15 protein-coding genes are annotated in these 17,715 nt (G+C 71.9%); 1 reads left to right on the forward strand and 14 read right to left on the reverse strand.

Going from position 1 to position 17,715, the window contains the following annotated elements:
* Nucleotides 1–98: 98 nt before the first annotated feature.
* From ACFC1X_RS38485 to pyrR, 14 genes are all read right to left on the reverse strand, one after another.
* Nucleotides 99–2,249, reverse strand: a complete 2,151-nt coding sequence (locus tag ACFC1X_RS38485; protein ID WP_376363665.1) for a primosomal protein N' — start codon at nt 2,247–2,249, stop codon at nt 99–101.
* Nucleotides 2,250–2,424: 175 nt separating this feature from the next.
* Nucleotides 2,425–3,633: a methionine adenosyltransferase gene (metK, locus tag ACFC1X_RS38490; protein WP_125493510.1), complete on the reverse strand. Its 1,209-nt coding sequence runs from the start codon at nt 3,631–3,633 to the stop codon at nt 2,425–2,427.
* Between the two features lie 241 nt (nt 3,634–3,874).
* Nucleotides 3,875–5,077: a bifunctional phosphopantothenoylcysteine decarboxylase/phosphopantothenate--cysteine ligase CoaBC gene (gene coaBC / locus ACFC1X_RS38495; RefSeq protein ID WP_376363669.1), complete on the reverse strand. Its 1,203-nt coding sequence runs from the start codon at nt 5,075–5,077 to the stop codon at nt 3,875–3,877.
* Between the two features lie 123 nt (nt 5,078–5,200).
* A complete protein-coding gene (rpoZ, locus tag ACFC1X_RS38500; RefSeq protein ID WP_003977348.1) occupies nt 5,201–5,473 on the reverse strand; it encodes a DNA-directed RNA polymerase subunit omega in 273 nt (90 codons plus the stop codon).
* A gap of 51 nt (nt 5,474–5,524) precedes the next feature.
* Nucleotides 5,525–6,118 (reverse strand): guanylate kinase, encoded by a 594-nt coding sequence (gene gmk, locus ACFC1X_RS38505; protein ID WP_376363673.1) that lies wholly within the window; start codon nt 6,116–6,118, stop codon nt 5,525–5,527.
* Nucleotides 6,119–6,155: 37 nt separating this feature from the next.
* Nucleotides 6,156–6,479 (reverse strand): integration host factor, encoded by a 324-nt coding sequence (locus ACFC1X_RS38510; RefSeq protein ID WP_003977346.1) that lies wholly within the window; start codon nt 6,477–6,479, stop codon nt 6,156–6,158.
* Nucleotides 6,480–6,712: 233 nt separating this feature from the next.
* Nucleotides 6,713–7,558, reverse strand: coding sequence for an orotidine-5'-phosphate decarboxylase (gene pyrF, locus ACFC1X_RS38515; RefSeq protein WP_376363676.1), 846 nt, complete (start codon nt 7,556–7,558; stop codon nt 6,713–6,715).
* Entirely contained in the window at nt 7,555–8,661 is a 1,107-nt protein-coding gene (locus tag ACFC1X_RS38520) for a quinone-dependent dihydroorotate dehydrogenase (RefSeq protein WP_376363679.1), read from the reverse strand. The genes pyrF and ACFC1X_RS38520 overlap by 4 nt, the downstream gene beginning before the upstream one ends.
* A 96-nt stretch (nt 8,662–8,757) precedes the next feature.
* Nucleotides 8,758–12,066, reverse strand: coding sequence for a carbamoyl-phosphate synthase large subunit (carB, locus tag ACFC1X_RS38525; RefSeq protein ID WP_376363682.1), 3,309 nt, complete (start codon nt 12,064–12,066; stop codon nt 8,758–8,760).
* Nucleotides 12,059–13,216: a glutamine-hydrolyzing carbamoyl-phosphate synthase small subunit gene (gene carA, locus ACFC1X_RS38530; protein ID WP_376363685.1), complete on the reverse strand. Its 1,158-nt coding sequence runs from the start codon at nt 13,214–13,216 to the stop codon at nt 12,059–12,061. Before carA ends, carB begins: the two co-directional genes overlap by 8 nt.
* The gene (locus ACFC1X_RS38535; protein ID WP_376363688.1) at nt 13,213–13,788 is read right to left on the reverse strand and encodes a hypothetical protein; all 576 of its coding nucleotides are present in this window, start codon (nt 13,786–13,788) and stop codon (nt 13,213–13,215) included. Before ACFC1X_RS38535 ends, carA begins: the two co-directional genes overlap by 4 nt.
* A complete protein-coding gene (locus ACFC1X_RS38540; protein ID WP_161327858.1) occupies nt 13,785–15,071 on the reverse strand; it encodes a dihydroorotase in 1,287 nt (428 codons plus the stop codon). Before ACFC1X_RS38540 ends, ACFC1X_RS38535 begins: the two co-directional genes overlap by 4 nt.
* A gap of 5 nt (nt 15,072–15,076) precedes the next feature.
* The gene (locus tag ACFC1X_RS38545) at nt 15,077–16,057 is read right to left on the reverse strand and encodes an aspartate carbamoyltransferase catalytic subunit (RefSeq protein ID WP_376363691.1); all 981 of its coding nucleotides are present in this window, start codon (nt 16,055–16,057) and stop codon (nt 15,077–15,079) included.
* Between the two features lie 114 nt (nt 16,058–16,171).
* Nucleotides 16,172–16,759 carry a bifunctional pyr operon transcriptional regulator/uracil phosphoribosyltransferase PyrR gene (pyrR, locus tag ACFC1X_RS38550; RefSeq protein ID WP_376363694.1) on the reverse strand — a complete coding sequence of 196 codons (588 nt, stop codon included), beginning with the start codon at nt 16,757–16,759 and terminating at the stop codon, nt 16,172–16,174.
* A 299-nt stretch (nt 16,760–17,058) separates the two neighbouring features.
* Between pyrR and bldD the strand changes: the two genes are divergently transcribed.
* Nucleotides 17,059–17,562: a transcriptional regulator BldD gene (gene bldD, locus ACFC1X_RS38555; RefSeq protein ID WP_003977337.1), complete on the forward strand. Its 504-nt coding sequence runs from the start codon at nt 17,059–17,061 to the stop codon at nt 17,560–17,562.
* Nucleotides 17,563–17,715: the final 153 nt, after the last annotated feature.

A 17,715-nucleotide genomic window follows, 5' to 3' on the forward strand; every position in this document is an offset into this window, starting at 1 on the left:
AGCCACGGCCCGACCGCCCGCCGTGAACCTGGGGGTGCGCCGTGGCCCGTTTCGACCACCGGCTCCCGGGTGGGCGGCCCGTCGCCGCCCCGCGCCCCTCAGCCGATGTCCGGCGGATCGATCCGCACCCACACCGCCGCGTCGCTCCCCCGTGCCGTCCGCGCCGCCTGGGCGGCCTTCAGCGCACCGGCCAGCGCCGCCCCGCGCCCCGGCGGCACCCGGATCAGCGCCCGCTCCCAGTGCTCCCCTGGCGGTGGCGCCCCCACCCGCCGGGGACGCCCGGCCGAGGTGACCGGCAGCGGCACCGGGCCCAGCACCTCGGCCTCGGGCGGCAGCTCCGCGGCGCCCAGGAAACCGGCCACCGCCTCCGGCGGCCCGGCCACGGCCGCCATCCTGGACACCGGCGGAAAGCCCAGCTCGGCCCGCTCGGCCAGCTCCCGCACCGCGTGCCCGACGGGGTCCCAGCGCACCAGCGCCTGCACCGGCCTGAGGGTCGGCTCGGCGACCGCGACGACGGTGCCGCCGGCGCTCTGCGGGCGCACCAGCGCGGCGGCGGCCAGCCAGCGGCGCAGCGCGTCCTCACCGGCGCGCAGGTCGGGCCGCCCGAGCATCGCCCAGCCGTCGAGCAGCAGCGCCGCCGCGTAGCCGCCCTCGGCGACGGGTTCGGCGCCCGGGGTGCTGACGACCAGCGCGGGGGCCTGCGCCACGGTGTCCAGCACATGCTCGCGCCCGGAGGTGCGCACGGGCACCGCGGGGAAGGCGCGCCCCAGTTCCTCGGCGGTGCGCCGCGCCCCCACCACCTGCGCGCGCAGCCGGAAGGCCCCGCACTCCGGGCAGTGCCAGCCGCTCTCCTCGCGCCCGCACCAGCCGCACCGCAGCGCGGACCCGGACTCCTGCCCCTCCAGCGGCCCCGCGCAGTGCCGGCACCGCGCGGGCGCCCGGCACGCGGCGCACGCCATCCGCGGCACGTAGCCCCGCCGCGGCACCTGCACCAGCACCGGTCCGTGCCGCAGTCCGTCCCTGACGACCTGCCAGGCGAGCGTCGGCAGCCGCGCGGCGCGGGCGGCCTCGTCCCGGGCCAGGTCGCCGTCGCCCACGGTGCGCACCAGCGGGGCCGCGGCCCGCACCTGCTCCCGGGCGGCGACCAGCGGCCGGGCCCAGCCGGTCTCCACGAGCTGGGCGGCCTCCACGGTGCAGCTCCAGCCGCCCAGCAGGAAGGCGCACCGGTCCTGGGCGGCGCGCAGCAGCAGCACCTCACGCGCGTGCGGCTGCGGGGCGTGCAGCTCGCTGTGGCTGTCGTCGCCGTCGTCCCAGAGGGCGACAAGGCCGAGGTCGCGCACCGGCGCGAACATGGCCGCTCGGGTCCCGATGACGGCCCGTACGGCCCCCCGGCGCACCGCGAGCCACTGCGCGTACCGCTTCTCGGGTCCGGCGTCGGCGGTGAGCACCGCGTGCCGCCCCTCGCCCAGCAGGCCGGTCAGCGCGGCGTCGACGCGGGCGACCGCCCGCCCGTCCGGCAGGACGACGAGCGCGCCCCGGCCGGAGGCCAGCGTCGCCGCCACCGCCCGCGCCAGCTCCTCGCTCCACCGCGGGCCGGGCAACGCGTTCCACACCGCGCGCGGCGCGCCCCCCGAGGCGAGCGCCGTCACGAACGCCTCCCCCCGCTCGTACCGCGCCCAGGACCCCGGCTCCGGCGCCGGCGGCGGGGGCAGCGGGTCCGGCGAGGTCCGCTTCTCGGCGCGCGCGTTGCGCGGGGGTACGGCGAGCTGGAGGACGTCGGCCAGGCTGCCCGCGTACCGGTCGGCGACGGCGCGCACGAGTCCCAGCAGCTCCTCGTCGAGGATCCGCTCGGGCGAGACGACCTGGGCCAGCGCCGCGAGGGGCCCCGCGTAGTCGGACTCGGCGCGCCGCTCGATCAGGAAGCCGTCGATGAGCCCCCCGCCCTCGCGCCGCCCGTCCCGCACCCGGTGCCGCCCGGCCCCGAAGCGCACCCGCACCCGCACACCGGGCTGGGCGTCGGCGTCGAGCTCCTCGGGCACCGCGTAGTCGAAGTACCGGTCGAGGTGGAGCACGCCCTTGTCGACGAGCACCCTGGCGACCGGCAGCTCCCCGGCGAGCGCGGCTCCGCGCCAGGTCCGCGGCTTGGCCCGGGGCGTCTTCGCCCGGCGCACGGTCTCCCGGATGAGCGCGAGCTGCTCGGGCGGCGCGTCCTGCGCGCCGCCCTCGCCCGGTCCGTTCTCGCTGCTCACGCCTGCATTCTCGCAAAGGCCACTGACAACCGTGGGCGCCCGCGATCACACCGTCCCGGCACCGGTCCGACGCCGCCCCGGAACGCGCCGGGGCCCGGCGCCCCCATCGGGGACACCGGGCCTCGTGACGTGCGAAGGACGCGTCCGCGCCTCCTGGCGTGGCGCTCCGGGCGTCCTAGAGCCCCGCCGCCTTGCGCAGCGCGTCCACCCGGTCGGTGCGCTCCCAGGTGAAGTCCGCCAGCTCACGACCGAAGTGGCCGTAGGCCGCGGTCTGGGCGTAGATCGGACGGAGCAGGTCGAGGTCGCGGATGATCGCGGCCGGACGGAGGTCGAAGACCTCGTCGATCGCCTTCTCGATCTTCTCGGTGTCGATCTTGGCGGTGCCGAAGGTCTCCACGAAGAGGCCGACCGGCTCGGCCTTGCCGATGGCGTAGGCCACCTGGACCTCGCAGCGGGCGGCGAGGCCCGCGGCGACGACGTTCTTGGCGACCCAGCGCATCGCGTAGGCGGCGGAGCGGTCGACCTTGGACGGGTCCTTGCCGGAGAAGGCGCCGCCGCCGTGGCGGGCCATGCCGCCGTACGTGTCGATGATGATCTTGCGGCCGGTGAGGCCGGCGTCGCCCATCGGGCCGCCGATCTCGAAGCGGCCGGTGGGGTTGACCAGGAGCCGGTAGTTCTCCGTGTCCAGCTTGATGCCGTCGTCCAGCAGCGCCTTCAGCTCCGGCTCGACGACGAATTCCTTGATGTCCGGAGCCAGCAGCGACTCCAGGTCGATGTCGCTGGCGTGCTGGGAGGAGACCACGACCGTGTCGAGGCGGACGGCCTTGTCGCCGTCGTACTCGATGGTGACCTGCGTCTTGCCGTCGGGGCGCAGGTACGGGATGGTCCCGTTCTTGCGGACCTCGGAGAGGCGCTTGGACAGGCGGTGCGCCAGGAAGACCGGCAGCGGCATGAGAGTCGGCGTCTCGTCGGACGCGTAGCCGAACATCAGGCCCTGGTCACCGGCGCCCTGCCGGTCCAGCTCGTCCTCGTCGCCCTCGACCCGGTTCTCATAGGCCGTGTCGACGCCCTGCGCGATGTCCGGGGACTGGGCGCCGATCGAGACCGAGACGCCGCAGGACGCGCCGTCGAAGCCCTTCTTCGAGGAGTCGTAGCCGATCTCCAGGATCTTGCCGCGGACGAGGGTGGCGATGTCCGCGTAGGCCTTGGTCGTGACCTCTCCGGCCACGTGCACCAGACCGGTGGTGATCAGGGTTTCGACGGCGACCCGAGAGGTCGGGTCCTCGCGCAGAAGCGCGTCGAGAATGGTGTCGCTGATCTGGTCAGCGATCTTGTCGGGGTGACCTTCGGTCACGGACTCCGAGGTGAACAGGCGACGGGACACAACGCTCCCTGGGGTTGCAGCGGCTGCTGGCTGATCATTGGCGGACGGCACGGGGAGCTGCACCCGGCGACGTCCAAGGAACAGTTTATCGGTCACGCTCGGCCGCGGACTCACCCGTCTCAGCTCTCGGAAGGGCTGTGACCTGCGGCACGGGCATTCTGCCCGGAACGAGGCGGCCTTGGCCAGGGTCGCCACGCTCGAATGCGCGGGTTCGCGGGGGCCGCCCGGGTGAATGGGTCATTCAGCCGAGCCGTTCGGCCACGAGGTCCCACACGGTTTCGGCCAGGTCTTCCTTGGGGCCGTGCGGGACCGGGGTCTCGCTGCCGTCGGCGCCGAGGACGACGGCCTCGTTCTCCTCGGAGCCGAAGGTCTTGCGCTCCCCCACCTCATTGACTACGAGGAGGTCGCAGCCCTTGCGCTTCAGCTTCGCCCGGCCGTTGGCGAGGACGTCGTCGGTCTCGGCGGCGAAGCCGACGATCACCTGCCCGGAGCGGGCCCGGCTGCCGGAGACCTCGGCGAGGATGTCCGGATTCCGCACCAGGGCGATCGGCGCCGGTTCCTGGCCGTCCTTCTTCTTGATCTTTCCGGTGGCGTAGGCGGCCGGGCGGAAGTCGGCGACCGCCGCGGCCATGACGACGGCGTCGGCGTCCGCCGCGGCCCGCAGCACCGCCTCGCGCAGCTCCACCGCGGTGCCCACCGGGACCACGTCCACGCCGGCCGGGTCCGGGAGCGACGGGTTCGCCGAGAGCAGGGTGACGCGGGCCCCGCGCGCGGCGGCGGTGCGGGCGAGGGCGTAGCCCTGCTTGCCGGAGGAGCGGTTGCCCAGGAAACGGACCGGGTCGAGGGGCTCCCGGGTGCCGCCGGCGCTGACCACGACGTGGCGTCCCGTGAGGTCCGGCTCCCGCGCCCCCCGGGCGAGCACCCGGCGGCAGACCTCGAAGATCTCGCCGGGGTCGGGCAGCCGCCCCTTGCCGGTGTCGACGCCGGTGAGGCGGCCGACGGCCGGTTCGACGACGACGGCACCGCGGCGGCGCAGGGTCGCCACGTTCTCCTGGGTGGCCGGGTGCTCCCACATCTCGGTGTGCATGGCGGGGGCGAAGACGACCGGGCAGCGGGCCGTCAGGAGCGTGTTGGTGAGGAGGTCGTCGGCGAGGCCGTGGGCCGCCTTGGCCAGCATGTCGGCGGTGGCGGGCGCGACGACGACCAGGTCGGCGTGCTGGCCGATGCGCACGTGCGGGACCTCGTGGACGTCGTCCCACACCTCGGTCGACACGGGGTTTCCGGACAGGGCGGACCAGGTGGCGGCACCGACGAAGTGCAGGGCGGAGGCAGTGGGGACGACCCGCACCTCGTGTCCCGACTCCGTGAACCTGCGCAGCAGCTCACAGGCCTTGTACGCGGCGATGCCGCCGCTGACCCCCAGAACGACCTTGGGCTTGTCCACCGTCTCTCCCCGACTCGGATAACGCTTACGACCCATGACACACCACAGGCCCGACAGTCGGGCTGCCGGGCCTGTGGAAAAGTCAGCTTCAGGCTGAAAATACTACCGCCGATATCGCCGGTACTACTGCGCCGGACCCTCGATGGCCTCGGAGGTCAGCAGCCCCGCGTTGATCTCGCGCAGGGCGATCGAGAGCGGCTTCTCGTGCACGTGGGTGTCGACGAGCGGACCGACGTACTCGAGGAGGCCCTCGCCGAGCTGCGAGTAGTACGCGTTGATCTGGCGGGCCCGCTTGGCCGCGTAGATCACGAGGCTGTACTTCGAGTCCGTGGCCTCGAGGAGCTCGTCGATCGGCGGGTTGATGATGCCCTCGGGCGCGGAGATGGAAGAGGACACGCTCTACCTTCCGATGGATGGGAAAGATTCAGTCAGGGTGACCAGTAACGATCACACGACGTTCGTCAAGGCTAGCAGCTCGCGCGCCACGTCCTCGACGGAGGTGTTGACCAGCGTCTGGTCGAACTCCGGCTCGGCCGCCAGCTCGACCTTGGCCGTGTCGAGGCGGCGCTCGATCACGTCCGGCGGTTCGGTGCCGCGCCCGGTGAGCCGGCGCACCAGCTCCTCCCAGGAGGGCGGGGCGAGGAACACCAGCTGGGCCTCGGGCATGGAGCCGCGGACCTGCCGGGCGCCCTGGAGGTCGATCTCCAGGAGCACCGGCTCACCGGCCTCCAGGCGCTCCAGTACCGCCGCGCGCGGCGTGCCGTAGCGGTTGCCGGCGAACTCGGCCCACTCCAGCAGCTCCCCGTTGGCGATCAGCTTGTCCATCTCCTCGTCGGTGACGAAGAAGTAGTGGACACCGTGCTGCTCGCCCGGGCGGGGCCGGCGGGTCGTCGCCGAGACCGACAGCCATACCTCGGGGTGTTCCTTGCGCATATGGGCGACGACCGTGCTCTTGCCGACCCCCGAGGGGCCGGAGAGCACGGTCAGCCGCGGACGTGCGTCCGGGGGTACGGGGGACGTCCCCCGGGGTGTTGCAGCCATGCAGCGATTATTCCAGCAATCCCGGAGTGGTCCGGACTCAGCTGCCGGTGCTGCCGAACTCACGCTCCAGGGAGGCGATCTGGTTGGACCCGAGACCGCGCACGCGGCGGCTCTCGGAGATACCCAGACGCTCCATGATCTGCTTGGCGCGGACCTTGCCCACGCCCGGCAGGGACTCGAGGAGGGCGGAGACCTTCATCTTGCCGATGACGTCGTTCTCCTGACCCTGCTTGATGACCTCGTGGAGGGAGGCGCCGGAGTGCTTGAGTCGATTCTTGACCTCGGCCCGCTCCCGGCGAGCCGCGGCGGCCTTTTCGAGCGCGGCTGCGCGCTGTTCAGGGGTAAGGGGCGGAAGAGCCACGCCTACGTCACCTCGGATGTCGAACTGTCGGATACGGACCGGTGAGGAACCTAGTCGCCCCACACCTGGGGAGCCACGAGCAACACGCTTGCCCGCCGACTCTCGACGGAGACTAGCGGTCAAGTCCGCCAGAGTCAGCGAGAACAGCGGAAAAGTCCTGGTCAGCCTCCGTCAGGCCAGACATTTAGGACATAATGCCTCGGATTTGAGGATGTATCCAAGGTCTGGACGTCCTAGGCCGCCGCCAAAGCGGTCCTGACCTCGTCGGCGAAGCGGTCCGTGGCCGTACGCAGCGCGGCCGCGTCCGGACCGTGACGAAGCACACCCCGGCTGACATTCGGTACCACGTTGCGCACCGCCGCCCCGAACACCCGGGGCAGGTCCGCCGGGGTCGCTCCCTGGGCGCCGATGCCGGGCGCGAGGAGCGGTCCGTTGACGTCCAGGTCGTACGACGACAGGTCGCCGAGGGTGGCGCCGACCACCGCGCCGAAGGAGCCCAGCGGCTCCTCCCCCGCGTTCTCGGCGGCGAGGTGCGCCAGCATCGTCGCCGCCACGCTCCGCCCGTCGGACCGGACCGCGTGCTGGACCTCGCCGCCCTCCGGGTTGGAGGTCAGCGCCAGCACGAACAGGCCGGCACCGCTCTCGCGCGCCAGGTCGACGGCCGGCTTCAGGGAGCCGTAGCCGAGGTAGGGCGAGACCGTCAGCGCGTCCGAGAACAGCGGCGCGTCCTTGTGCAGGAAGGACTCCGCGTAGGCGGCCATGGTCGAGCCGATGTCGCCGCGCTTGGCGTCCATGACGACCAGCGCGCCGGCCGCGCGCGCCTCCTCGACGGACTTCTCCAGGACGGCGACGCCGCGCGAACCGAAGCGCTCGAAGAAGGCGCTCTGCGGCTTGAGCACGGCCACCCGGTCGGCCGTCGCCTCGACCACGGTGCGGCTGAAGCGCTCCAGACCGGCCACGTCGTCGCCCAGCCCCCACTCGGCGAGCAGGGAGGCGTGCGGGTCGATGCCGACGCAGAGCGGGCCGCGCTCGTCCATCGCGCGGCGCAGCCGGGCGCCGAAGGGTTCGAGTACCGTCATGCGTTCGTCCTCACGTCGGCGCCGACCGCGTCGGCGAGGGTGGCGTAGGGGCTCTGCCGCAGCCGCGCGGCGAGCCCCTTGTGGATGGCTCGGCCCCAGAAGGGGCCCTCGTAGATGAACGCGCTGTAGCCCTGGACCAGCGTGGCCCCGGCCAGGATGCGCTGCCAGGCGTCCTCGGCGTTCTCCACGCCGCCGACGCCCACCAGGGTGATCCGGTCGCCCACGCGCGCGTACAGGCGGCGCAGGACCTCCAGGGAGCGCGCCTTGAGGGGCGCGCCGGACAGGCCGCCGGTCTCCCGCACGAGGGCGGGTGAGGAGGTCAGGCCCAGGCCCTCGCGCGCGATGGTGGTGTTGGTGGCGATGATCCCGTCCAGACCCAGCTCCACGGCCAGGTCGGCGACCGCGTCCACGTCCTCGTCGGCGAGGTCCGGCGCGATCTTCACCAGGAGCGGCACGCGCCGTGCGGTGACCGCGCGGTCGGCGGCCTCGCGGACCGCCGTCAGGAGCGGACGCAGCGCCTCGGTGGCCTGGAGGTTGCGCAGGCCTGGCGTGTTCGGGGAGGAGACGTTGACGACCAGGTAGTCGGCGTGCGGGGCGAGCCGCTCGGCGGACTTCACGTAGTCGCCGACGGCCTCCTCCTCCGGGACGACCTTGGTCTTGCCGATGTTGACGCCGACGACGGTCCGGAAGACGGGCGTGCGGGAGGCCAGGCGGGCGGCCACGGCCAGCGAGCCGTCGTTGTTGAAGCCCATGCGGTTGATCAGCGCCCGGTCGCCCACCAGCCGGAACAGCCGCTTCTTGGGGTTGCCGGACTGCGGCTCCCCGGTCACGGTGCCGATCTCGACGTGGTCGAAGCCGAGCATCGCCATGCCGTCGACGGCGACGGCGTTCTTGTCGAAGCCGGCGGCGAGCCCGAAGGGGCCGTGCATGCGCAGGCCCAGGGCCTCGGTGCGCAGCTCCTTGTGGCGAGGCGCGAGCGCGGCGGCGACGAAGGTGCGCAGCACGGGGACGCGGGCGGCCAGGCGGATCCAGCGGAAGGCCAGGTGGTGGGCCTGCTCCGGGTCCATGCGGGAGAAGAAGAGCTTGAAGAAGATCGTGTACATGTGTCCTCGTGACGCCTCTGGAGACGGACGGCTCATGAAGGAGACGGTCGGCTCATGAAGAGGGGGACACCGTTTCCGGTGTCCCCCTCGGGGCCGCTAGTCGCGGGCCGCGGTCAGGAATTCCGCGTGTTCCTGGAGCGAGCGCACTCCCACGTCTCCGTGGTTGAGGGCGTCGATGCCCTGGACGGCCGCCGCCAGTGCCTGGACGGTGGTCAGGCAGGGCACGGAGCGGGCCACGGCGGCCGTACGGATGTCGTAGCCGTCGAGGCGGCCGCCGGTGCCGTACGGGGTGTTGACGATGAGGTCGACGCCGCCGTCGTGGATGAGCTGGACGATGGTCTTCTCGCCGTTCGGGCCGGGGCCCTCGGACTGCTTGCGGACCACCGTGGCGTTGATGCCGTTGCGCTTGAGGACCTCGGCGGTGCCGGAGGTGGCCATCAGCTCGAAGCCGTGGGCGACCAGCTCGCGGGCCGGGAAGATCATCGAGCGCTTGTCCCGGTTGGCGACCGAGATGAAGGCGCGGCCCTTGGTGGGCAGCGGGCCGTACGCGCCCGCCTGCGACTTGGCGTAGGCAGTGCCGAAGACGGAGTCGATGCCCATGACCTCGCCGGTGGAGCGCATCTCCGGGCCGAGGACGGTGTCGACGCCGCGGCCGTGGATGTCCCGGAAGCGGGACCACGGCATCACGGCCTCCTTGACGGAGATCGGCGCGTCCAGCGGCAGCTCGCCGCCGTCGCCGGTGGCCGGGAGCAGGCCCTCGGCGCGCAGCTCGGCGATGGTCGCGCCCAGCGAGATGCGGGCGGCGGCCTTGGCCAGCGGCACCGCGGTCGCCTTCGAGGTGAAGGGGACCGTGCGGGACGCGCGCGGGTTGGCCTCCAGGACGTACAGGATGTCCCCGGCCAGCGCGAACTGGATGTTGATCAGGCCGCGCACGCCGACGCCCTTGGCGATGCCCTCGGTGGAGGCGCGCAGCCGCTTGATGTCGAAGCCGCCGAGCGTGATCGGGGGCAGGGCGCACGCCGAGTCGCCGGAGTGGATGCCGGCCTCCTCGATGTGCTCCATGACGCCGCCGAGGTACAGCTCCTCGCCGTCGTACAGCGCGTCGACGTCGATCTCGATCGCGTCGTCCAGGAACCGGTCGACGAGGACCGGCCGGGAGGGGCTGATCTCGGTCGATTCGGCGATGTACGCCTCCAGGCGGGTCTCGTCGTAGACGATCTCCATGCCGCGTCCGCCGAGGACGTAGGAGGGCCGTACCAGGACCGGGTAGCCGATCTCGTCGGCGATGCCCTTGGCCTCGGCGAAGGTGGTGGCGGTGCCGTGCTTGGGGGCGGGCAGGCCCGCCTCCGCCAGGACCCGGCCGAAGGCGCCGCGGTCCTCCGCGGCGTGGATGGCCTCGGGCGAGGTGCCGACGACCGGCACGCCGTTGTCCTTGAGCGCCTGCGACAGGCCCAGCGGGGTCTGGCCGCCGAGCTGGACGACGACACCGGCGACCGGGCCCGCCTGCTGCTCCGCGTGGACGATCTCCAGGACGTCCTCCAGGGTGAGCGGCTCGAAGTACAGCCGGTCGGAGGTGTCGTAGTCGGTGGAGACGGTCTCCGGGTTGCAGTTGACCATCACGGTCTCGTACCCGGCGTCGCTGAGCGCGAAAGAGGCGTGGACGCAGGAGTAGTCGAACTCGATGCCCTGGCCGATGCGGTTCGGACCGGAGCCCAGGATGATCACCGCGGGCTTCTCGCGCGGCGCGACCTCGGTCTCCTCGTCGTAGGAGGAGTAGAAGTACGGCGTCTGCGCGGCGAACTCGGCGGCGCAGGTGTCGACCGTCTTGTAGACCGGGCGGATGCCGAGCGCGTGGCGGACCTCGCGGACGACGTCCTCGCGCAGGCCGCGGATCTCGCCGACCTGCTGGTCGGAGAAGCCGTGCCGCTTGGCCTCGGCGAGCAGGTCGGCGGTCAGCTCGGGCGCCGCGGCCAGCTCGTCGGCGACCTCCTTGATCAGGAAGAGCTGGTCGACGAACCAGGGGTCGATCTTCGTGTACTCGAAGACCTCCTCGGGCGTGGCGCCCGCGCGGATGGCCTGCATGACCAGGTTGATGCGGCCGTCGGTGGGCCGGACGGCCTCGCGGAGCAGCTCGGCCTTGTCGCCCGTCTCGCCGACGAAGGTGAACTGGCTGCCCTTCTTCTCCAGCGAGCGCAGCGCCTTCTGGAAGGCCTCGGTGAAGTTGCGGCCGATGGCCATGGCCTCGCCGACCGACTTCATGGTGGTGGTGAGGGTGGAGTCGGCCTGCGGGAACTTCTCGAAGGCGAAGCGCGGGGCCTTGACGACCACGTAGTCGAGGGTCGGCTCGAAGGAGGCCGGGGTCTCGCGCGTGATGTCGTTCGGGATCTCGTCGAGCGTGTAGCCGACGGCCAGCTTGGCGGCGATCTTGGCGATCGGGAAGCCGGTCGCCTTGGAGGCGAGCGCCGAGGAGCGCGACACGCGCGGGTTCATCTCGATGACGATCACACGACCGTCCTCGGGGTTCACCGCGAACTGGATGTTGCAGCCGCCGGTGTCGACGCCGACCTCGCGGATGATCGCGATGCCGACGTCGCGCAGCACCTGGTACTCGCGGTCGGTCAGGGTCATCGCGGGCGCGACGGTGATCGAGTCGCCGGTGTGCACGCCCATGGGGTCGAAGTTCTCGATGGAGCAGACGACCACCACGTTGTCGTGCTTGTCGCGCATCAGCTCCAGCTCGTACTCCTTCCAGCCGAGGATGGACTCCTCCAGGAGCACCTCGGTGGTCGGCGAGAGGGTGAGGCCCTGTCCGGCGATGCGGCGCAGTTCCTCCTCGTCGTGGGCGAAGCCGGAGCCGGCGCCGCCCATGGTGAAGGAGGGGCGGACGACGACCGGGTAGCCGCCGAGCGCGTCGACGCCCTGGAGGACGTCGTCCATGGAGTGGCAGATGTAGGACCGGGCGGACTCGCCGTGCCCGATCTTCTTGCGGACCTCCTCGACGACGTCCTTGAAGAGGTCGCGGTCCTCGCCCTTGTTGATCGCCTCCACGTTGGCGCCGATCAGTTCGACGCCGTACTTCTCCAGCACGCCCTGGCCGTGCATGGAGATCGCGGTGTTGAGGGCGGTCTGGCCGCCGAGCGTCGGCAGCAGCGCGTCGGGGCGCTCCTTGGCGATGATCTTCTCGACGAACTCGGGGGTGATCGGCTCGACGTAGGTGGCGTCGGCGATCTCCGGGTCGGTCATGATCGTCGCCGGGTTGGAGTTCACCAGGATGACGCGCAGGCCCTCGGCCTTGAGCACGCGGCACGCCTGGGTGCCTGAGTAGTCGAACTCGGCGGCCTGGCCGATGACGATCGGGCCGGAGCCGATGACCAGGACGGACTGGATATCGGTGCGCTTAGGCACGCTGGCCCTCCATCGAAGCTGTGCTCATCAAAGTCGTGAAGCGGTCGAACAGGTAGGCGGCGTCGTGCGGGCCGGCGGCCGCTTCGGGGTGGTACTGGACGCTGAACGCGGGCCGGTCGAGGAGCTGGAGGCCCTCCACCACGTTGTCGTTGAGGCAGACGTGGGAGACCTCGGCGCGGCCGTAGGGGGTGTCGGAGACCCGGTCGAGCGGGGCGTCGACGGCGAAGCCGTGGTTGTGCGCGGTGACCTCGACCTTGCCGGTCGTACGGTCCTGCACCGGCTGGTTGATGCCGCGGTGGCCGTACTTCAGCTTGAAGGTGCCGAAGCCGAGCGCGCGGCCCAGGATCTGGTTGCCGAAGCAGATGCCGAAGAGCGGGGTGCCGCGCTCCAGGACGCCCCGCATGACGGAGACCGGGTGGTCGGCGGTGGCCGGGTCGCCGGGGCCGTTGGAGAAGAAGACACCGTCCGGGTTGACGGCGTAGACGTCCTCGACGGTGGCCGTGGCGGGCAGGACGTGCACCTCGATGCCGCGCTCGGCCATGCGGTGCGGGGTCATGCCCTTGATGCCGAGGTCGATGGCGGCGACGGTGTACTTCTTCTCGCCGATCGCCGGGACGACGTACGCCTCGGTGGTGGCGACCTCGGCGGAGAGGTCGGCGCCGCTCATCTCGGGGGCCTGGCGGACCTCGGCGAGCATGGTGCCCTCGTCGGGCAGCGCGTTGCCGGAGAAGATGCCGACCCGCATGGCGCCGCGCTCGCGCAGGTGGCGGGTGAGGGCGCGGGTGTCGATGCCGGAGATGCCGACGACGCCCTGGGCGGCCAGCTCGTCGTCGAGGGAGCGGGTGGAGCGCCAGTTGGAGGGCACGCGCGCGGGGTCGCGGACGACGTAGCCGGCGACCCAGATCTTCCTGGACTCCATGTCCTCGTCGTTGACCCCGGTGTTCCCGACGTGCGGGGCGGTCATGACGACGACCTGGCGGTGGTACGACGGGTCGGTGAGGGTCTCCTGGTAGCCGGTCATGCCGGTGGAGAACACGGCTTCGCCGAAGGTGGCCCCCACGGCCCCGTAGGCGCGGCCGCGGAAGGTCCGGCCGTCCTCCAGGACGAGTACGGCGGGAGTCCTGTCAACTCCCCTGGTGGAGGTCGTCATCGTGCGCCTTCCGTTTCCGTCTTGTTGATCATGTCGTTCAGTGTTTCGACCCACTCGTTGTGCTCGGCCGCGTGGTCGGAGCGGAAGCCGGAGTCGATCAGCTTGTCGCCGTGCGCCCAGGTGACGACGAGCAGCCCGCCCTCGGTGAGGACCTTGCCCGCGATGCCCTTGTCGAGCCGGGCCTCGCGCAGTGCGGCGACGGGGACGAAGAAGTCGGCCGCGCCGGGGCGTACGACGTCCAGTCCCGCGTCCGTCAGGGTGAGCTCGACCCGGCTGCGGGTGCCCAGGCCGTGCGCCACGATGCGGTCCAGCCACTGCCCGGCGGTGGTGGAGCCGTGGTAGCGGCCGCTCAGTACCAGTCTCGCCGGACCGGGGTCGTCCGGCGCGCCGGGCAGCTCGGGGAGGTCGCCCTGGAGGGTGCCGCGCCACTTCCAGCCCTCGCGCATCAGCCAGTAGACGAGCGCGACGAACAGTCCGAGGCCGACGACCCAGCCGATGCGGGCGGCCCAGTCGGTCACTTCCGCCGATTCCTTCTCGGCGGCCAGCAGGATTACCGGTGCTACAGATGTCACGTGAGCTTCCCGTCGACGAGCGTGGCCTTGCCCCGCAGCCACGTGTGCGTCACACGGCCCGGCAGCTCACGACCCTCGTAGGGGGTGTTGCGGCTGCGCGAGGCGAAGCCCGCGGGGTCCACCTGGCCACGGTATTCCGTGTCGACGAGGGTGAGGTTGGCGGGCTCACCAGCCGAGACGGGGCGGCCGTGTCCGGTGGCCTGTCCGATCTGCGCGGGCTTGACGGACATCCGGTCGGCGACGCCGGCCCAGTCCAGCAGGCCCGTGTCCACCATGGTCTCCTGGACCACCGACAGCGCGGTCTCCAGGCCCACCATCCCCATGGCGGCGGCGGCCCACTCGCAGTCCTTGTCCTCGTGCGGGTGCGGGGCGTGGTCGGTGGCGACGATGTCGATCGTGCCGTCGGCGAGCGCCTCGCGCAGCGCCAGGACGTCACGCTCGGTGCGCAGCGGCGGGTTGACCTTGTAGACCGGGTTGTACGACCGGACCAGCTCGTCGGTGAGGAGCAGGTGGTGCGGGGTGACCTCGGCGGTGACGTCGATGCCGCGGGACTTGGCCCAGCGGACGATCTCGACGGACCCGGCGGTCGACAGGTGGCAGATGTGGACGCGGGAGCCGACGTGCTCGGCGAGCAGCACGTCCCGTGCGATGACCGACTCCTCGGCGACCGCGGGCCAGCCGCCGAGGCCCAGCTCGGCGGAGACGACGCCCTCGTTCATCTGGGCGCCCTCGGTGAGGCGGGGCTCCTGGGCGTGCTGGGCGACGACGCCGTTGAAGGCCTTCACGTACTCCAGGGCGCGGCGCATGATCACGGCGTCGTGGACGCACTTGCCGTCGTCGGAGAAGACGGTGACGCCGGCCGCGGACTCGTGCATGGCGCCCAGCTCGGCGAGCTTGGCGCCCTCCAGGCCCACGGTCACGGCGCCGATGGGCTGCACGTCGCAGTAGCCGGACTCCTGGCCGAGCCGCCAGACCTGCTCGACGACGCCGGCGGTGTCGGCGACCGGGAAGGTGTTGGCCATGGCGAAGACGTTGGTGTAGCCGCCGCTCGCCGCCGCGCGGGTGCCGGTCAGGACGGTCTCGGAGTCCTCGCGGCCGGGCTCGCGCAGGTGGGTGTGGAGGTCGACCAGGCCGGGCAGCAGCACCTTGCCGCCGGCCTCGACGACCTCGGCGCCCTCGGCACTCAGCCCCGTACCGACCTCGGCGATCGTCGCGCCGTCGATCAGCACGTCCTGCGGCTCGCCACCGAGCACCTTCGCACCGCGGATCAGGATCTTGCTCATCTGTCTTACTTCTCCTCGGTGGTGCGGGCGTGGGTGACGGCGGGCTCGTTGCCGCCGAGCAGCAGGTACAGGACGGCCATCCGGATGGAGACGCCGTTGGTGACCTGCTCGACGACGGTGCAGCGGTCGGAGTCGGCGACCTCGGCGGTGATCTCCATGCCGCGGACCATCGGGCCGGGGTGCATCACGATGGCGTGGTCGGGCATCTTCGCCATGCGTTCGCCGTCGAGTCCGTAGCGGCGGGAGTACTCGCGCTCGGTCGGGAAGAACGCGGCGTTCATGCGCTCGCGCTGCACGCGCAGCAGCATCACCGCGTCGGACTTGGGGAGCGTCGAGTCGAGGTCGTAGGAGACCTCGCAGGGCCAGGTCTCGACGCCGACCGGCAGCAGGGTGGGCGGGGCGACGAGGGTGACCTTGGCGCCGAGGGTGTGCAGCAGGTCGACGTTGGAGCGGGCGACCCTGCTGTGCAGGATGTCGCCGACCAGGGTGATCCGGCGGCCGTTCAGGTCCTTGCCGAGGCCGGCGTCGCGGCCGACCAGGCGGCGGCGCATCGTGAAGGCGTCGAGGAGGGCCTGGGTGGGGTGCTGGTGGGTGCCGTCGCCGGCGTTGACCACAGCCGCGTCGATCCAGCCGGAGGTGGCCAGCCGGTACGGGGCGCCGGAGGCGCCGTGCCGGATGACGACCGCGTCGACGCCCATGGCCTCCAGGGTCTGGGCGGTGTCCTTGAGGGACTCGCCCTTGGAGACGCTGGATCCCTTGGCGGTGAAGTTGATGACGTCCGCGGACAGGCGCTTCTCGGCGGCCTCGAAGGAGATCCGGGTCCGGGTGGAGTCCTCGAAGAAGAGGTTGACGACGGTACGGCCGCGCAGGGTCGGCAGTTTCTTGATCGGCCGGTCCGCGACCCGGGCCATCTCCTCGGCGGTGTCGAGGATCAGGACGGCGTCGTCGCGGGTGAGGTCGGCGGCCGAGATGAGATGACGCTGCATCTGTCAGGCTCCGTAGGGCGAGTCATGCGGAAGAGCGGGATAATTCGGGCGGCCCGGCACGCGCGGGGGCGCGCCGACGGGGCGTACGGCACGGCTGGGTGCGTACGCGCAGCGCTAGGGGTGGGCGCCCGGGGCGGCCGGCTTGGCACCGAGCAGCACGGTGTCGCGACCGTCCTCCTCGGCGAGCTGGACCTTGACCGTCTCCCGCAGCGACGTCGGGAGGTTCTTGCCGACGTAGTCGGCGCGGATGGGCAGTTCGCGGTGGCCCCGGTCGACGAGGACCGCGAGCTGCACCGCGCGCGGGCGGCCGATGTCGTTGAGCGCGTCGAGGGCGGCCCGGATGGTGCGGCCGGAGAAGAGCACGTCGTCGACGAGGACGACCAGGCGGCCGTCGATGCCGTCACCGGGGATCTCGGTACGGGCCAGGGCGCGCGGCGGGTGCATGCGCAGGTCGTCGCGGTACATGGTGATGTCGAGCGAGCCGACCGGCATCTTGCGCTCGGTGATCTGCTCCAGCTTGTCGGCGAGCCGCCGGGCGAGGAAGACGCCCCGGGTCGGGATGCCGAGGAGCACCACGTCGTCGGCGCCCTTGGCGCGCTCGACGATCTCGTGGGCGATGCGGGTCAGGACCCGTGCGATGTCGGGCCCTTCCAGCACGGGCCGTGCGTCCTGCTGCGTGTCCTGCGTGTCCTGCTTGTCCATGAGAAACGGACCCCCTTCTCCGCCTCACGGGACGGATCTTAAAGGACGTCGGATATGCGCCACCTACGGTAGCAGGCACACATGAGCGCGTAGGCGGCACCCCCGACACCCCCCTGTCACTCTTCTGCCGCATCCGCGTCACCCGCTCGGAGCAGTGGATCGCGGATACCACGGAAGAGTCGGTGCGGCCCATTCGGCTTGACGCAGGAGAGTAACGCTGCGTAACCTCACAGTGAGTTACCAGCCGCGCGAGCCGGCAGACAGAGCCGGCCGCGTCGACACCTTGTCCGGGGAGCCATATGTCCAGCGAATACGCCAAACAGCTCGGGGCCAAGCTCCGGGCCATCCGCACCCAGCAGGGCCTTTCCCTCCACGGTGTCGAGGAGAAGTCCCAGGGCCGCTGGAAGGCCGTCGTGGTCGGTTCGTACGAGCGCGGCGACCGTGCCGTGACCGTGCAGCGCCTCGCCGAGTTGGCGGACTTCTACGGCGTTCCCGTACAGGAGCTGCTGCCGGGCACCACCCCGGGCGGTGCCGCCGAGCCGCCGCCGAAGCTGGTCCTGGACCTGGAGCGGCTGGCCACGGTGCCGGCCGAGAAGGCGGGCCCCCTCCAGCGGTACGCGGCCACCATCCAGTCGCAGCGCGGTGACTACAACGGCAAGGTGCTCTCGATCCGCCAGGACGACCTGCGCACACTCGCCGTCATCTACGACCAGTCCCCCTCGGTCCTGACCGAGCAGCTGATCAGCTGGGGCGTCCTGGACGCGGACGCGCGCCGCGCGGTGGCCTCCCACGACGAGCTCTGAGCCCCACCCACCTCAGCAGAAACGTGCCGCCGGGGTGGGGGGGGGCCCACGGGGGGCGCGGCCCCCCCCCGGGGTTTTGGGGTGAAGGCGGGTCAACCCCAACGGCGCCCCGGCGGACCAGCCGCCCCCCCCGCCCCCCGCCCGACCCCCCCG

The organism is Streptomyces sp. NPDC056128, from assembly GCF_042263835.1.
GTDB lineage: Bacteria > Actinomycetota > Actinomycetes > Streptomycetales > Streptomycetaceae > Streptomyces.

Bases quoted from the DNA above. Each gene is read 5' to 3' on its own strand.
- gmk (WP_376363673.1), bottom strand. From the start codon at position 6,118: ATGGCTGCAACACCCCGGGGGACGTCCCCCGTACCCCCGGACGCACGT.
- pyrF (WP_376363676.1), bottom strand. From the start codon at position 7,558: ATGACGGTACTCGAACCCTTCGGCGCCCGGCTGCGCCGCGCGATGGAC.
- ACFC1X_RS38520 (WP_376363679.1), bottom strand. From the start codon at position 8,661: ATGTACACGATCTTCTTCAAGCTCTTCTTCTCCCGCATGGACCCGGAG.
- carA (WP_376363685.1), bottom strand. From the start codon at position 13,216: ATGACGACCTCCACCAGGGGAGTTGACAGGACTCCCGCCGTACTCGTC.
- ACFC1X_RS38540 (WP_161327858.1), bottom strand. From the start codon at position 15,071: ATGAGCAAGATCCTGATCCGCGGTGCGAAGGTGCTCGGTGGCGAGCCG.
- ACFC1X_RS38545 (WP_376363691.1), bottom strand. From the start codon at position 16,057: ATGCAGCGTCATCTCATCTCGGCCGCCGACCTCACCCGCGACGACGCC.
- pyrR (WP_376363694.1), bottom strand. From the start codon at position 16,759: ATGGACAAGCAGGACACGCAGGACACGCAGCAGGACGCACGGCCCGTG.
- bldD (WP_003977337.1), top strand. From the start codon at position 17,059: ATGTCCAGCGAATACGCCAAACAGCTCGGGGCCAAGCTCCGGGCCATC.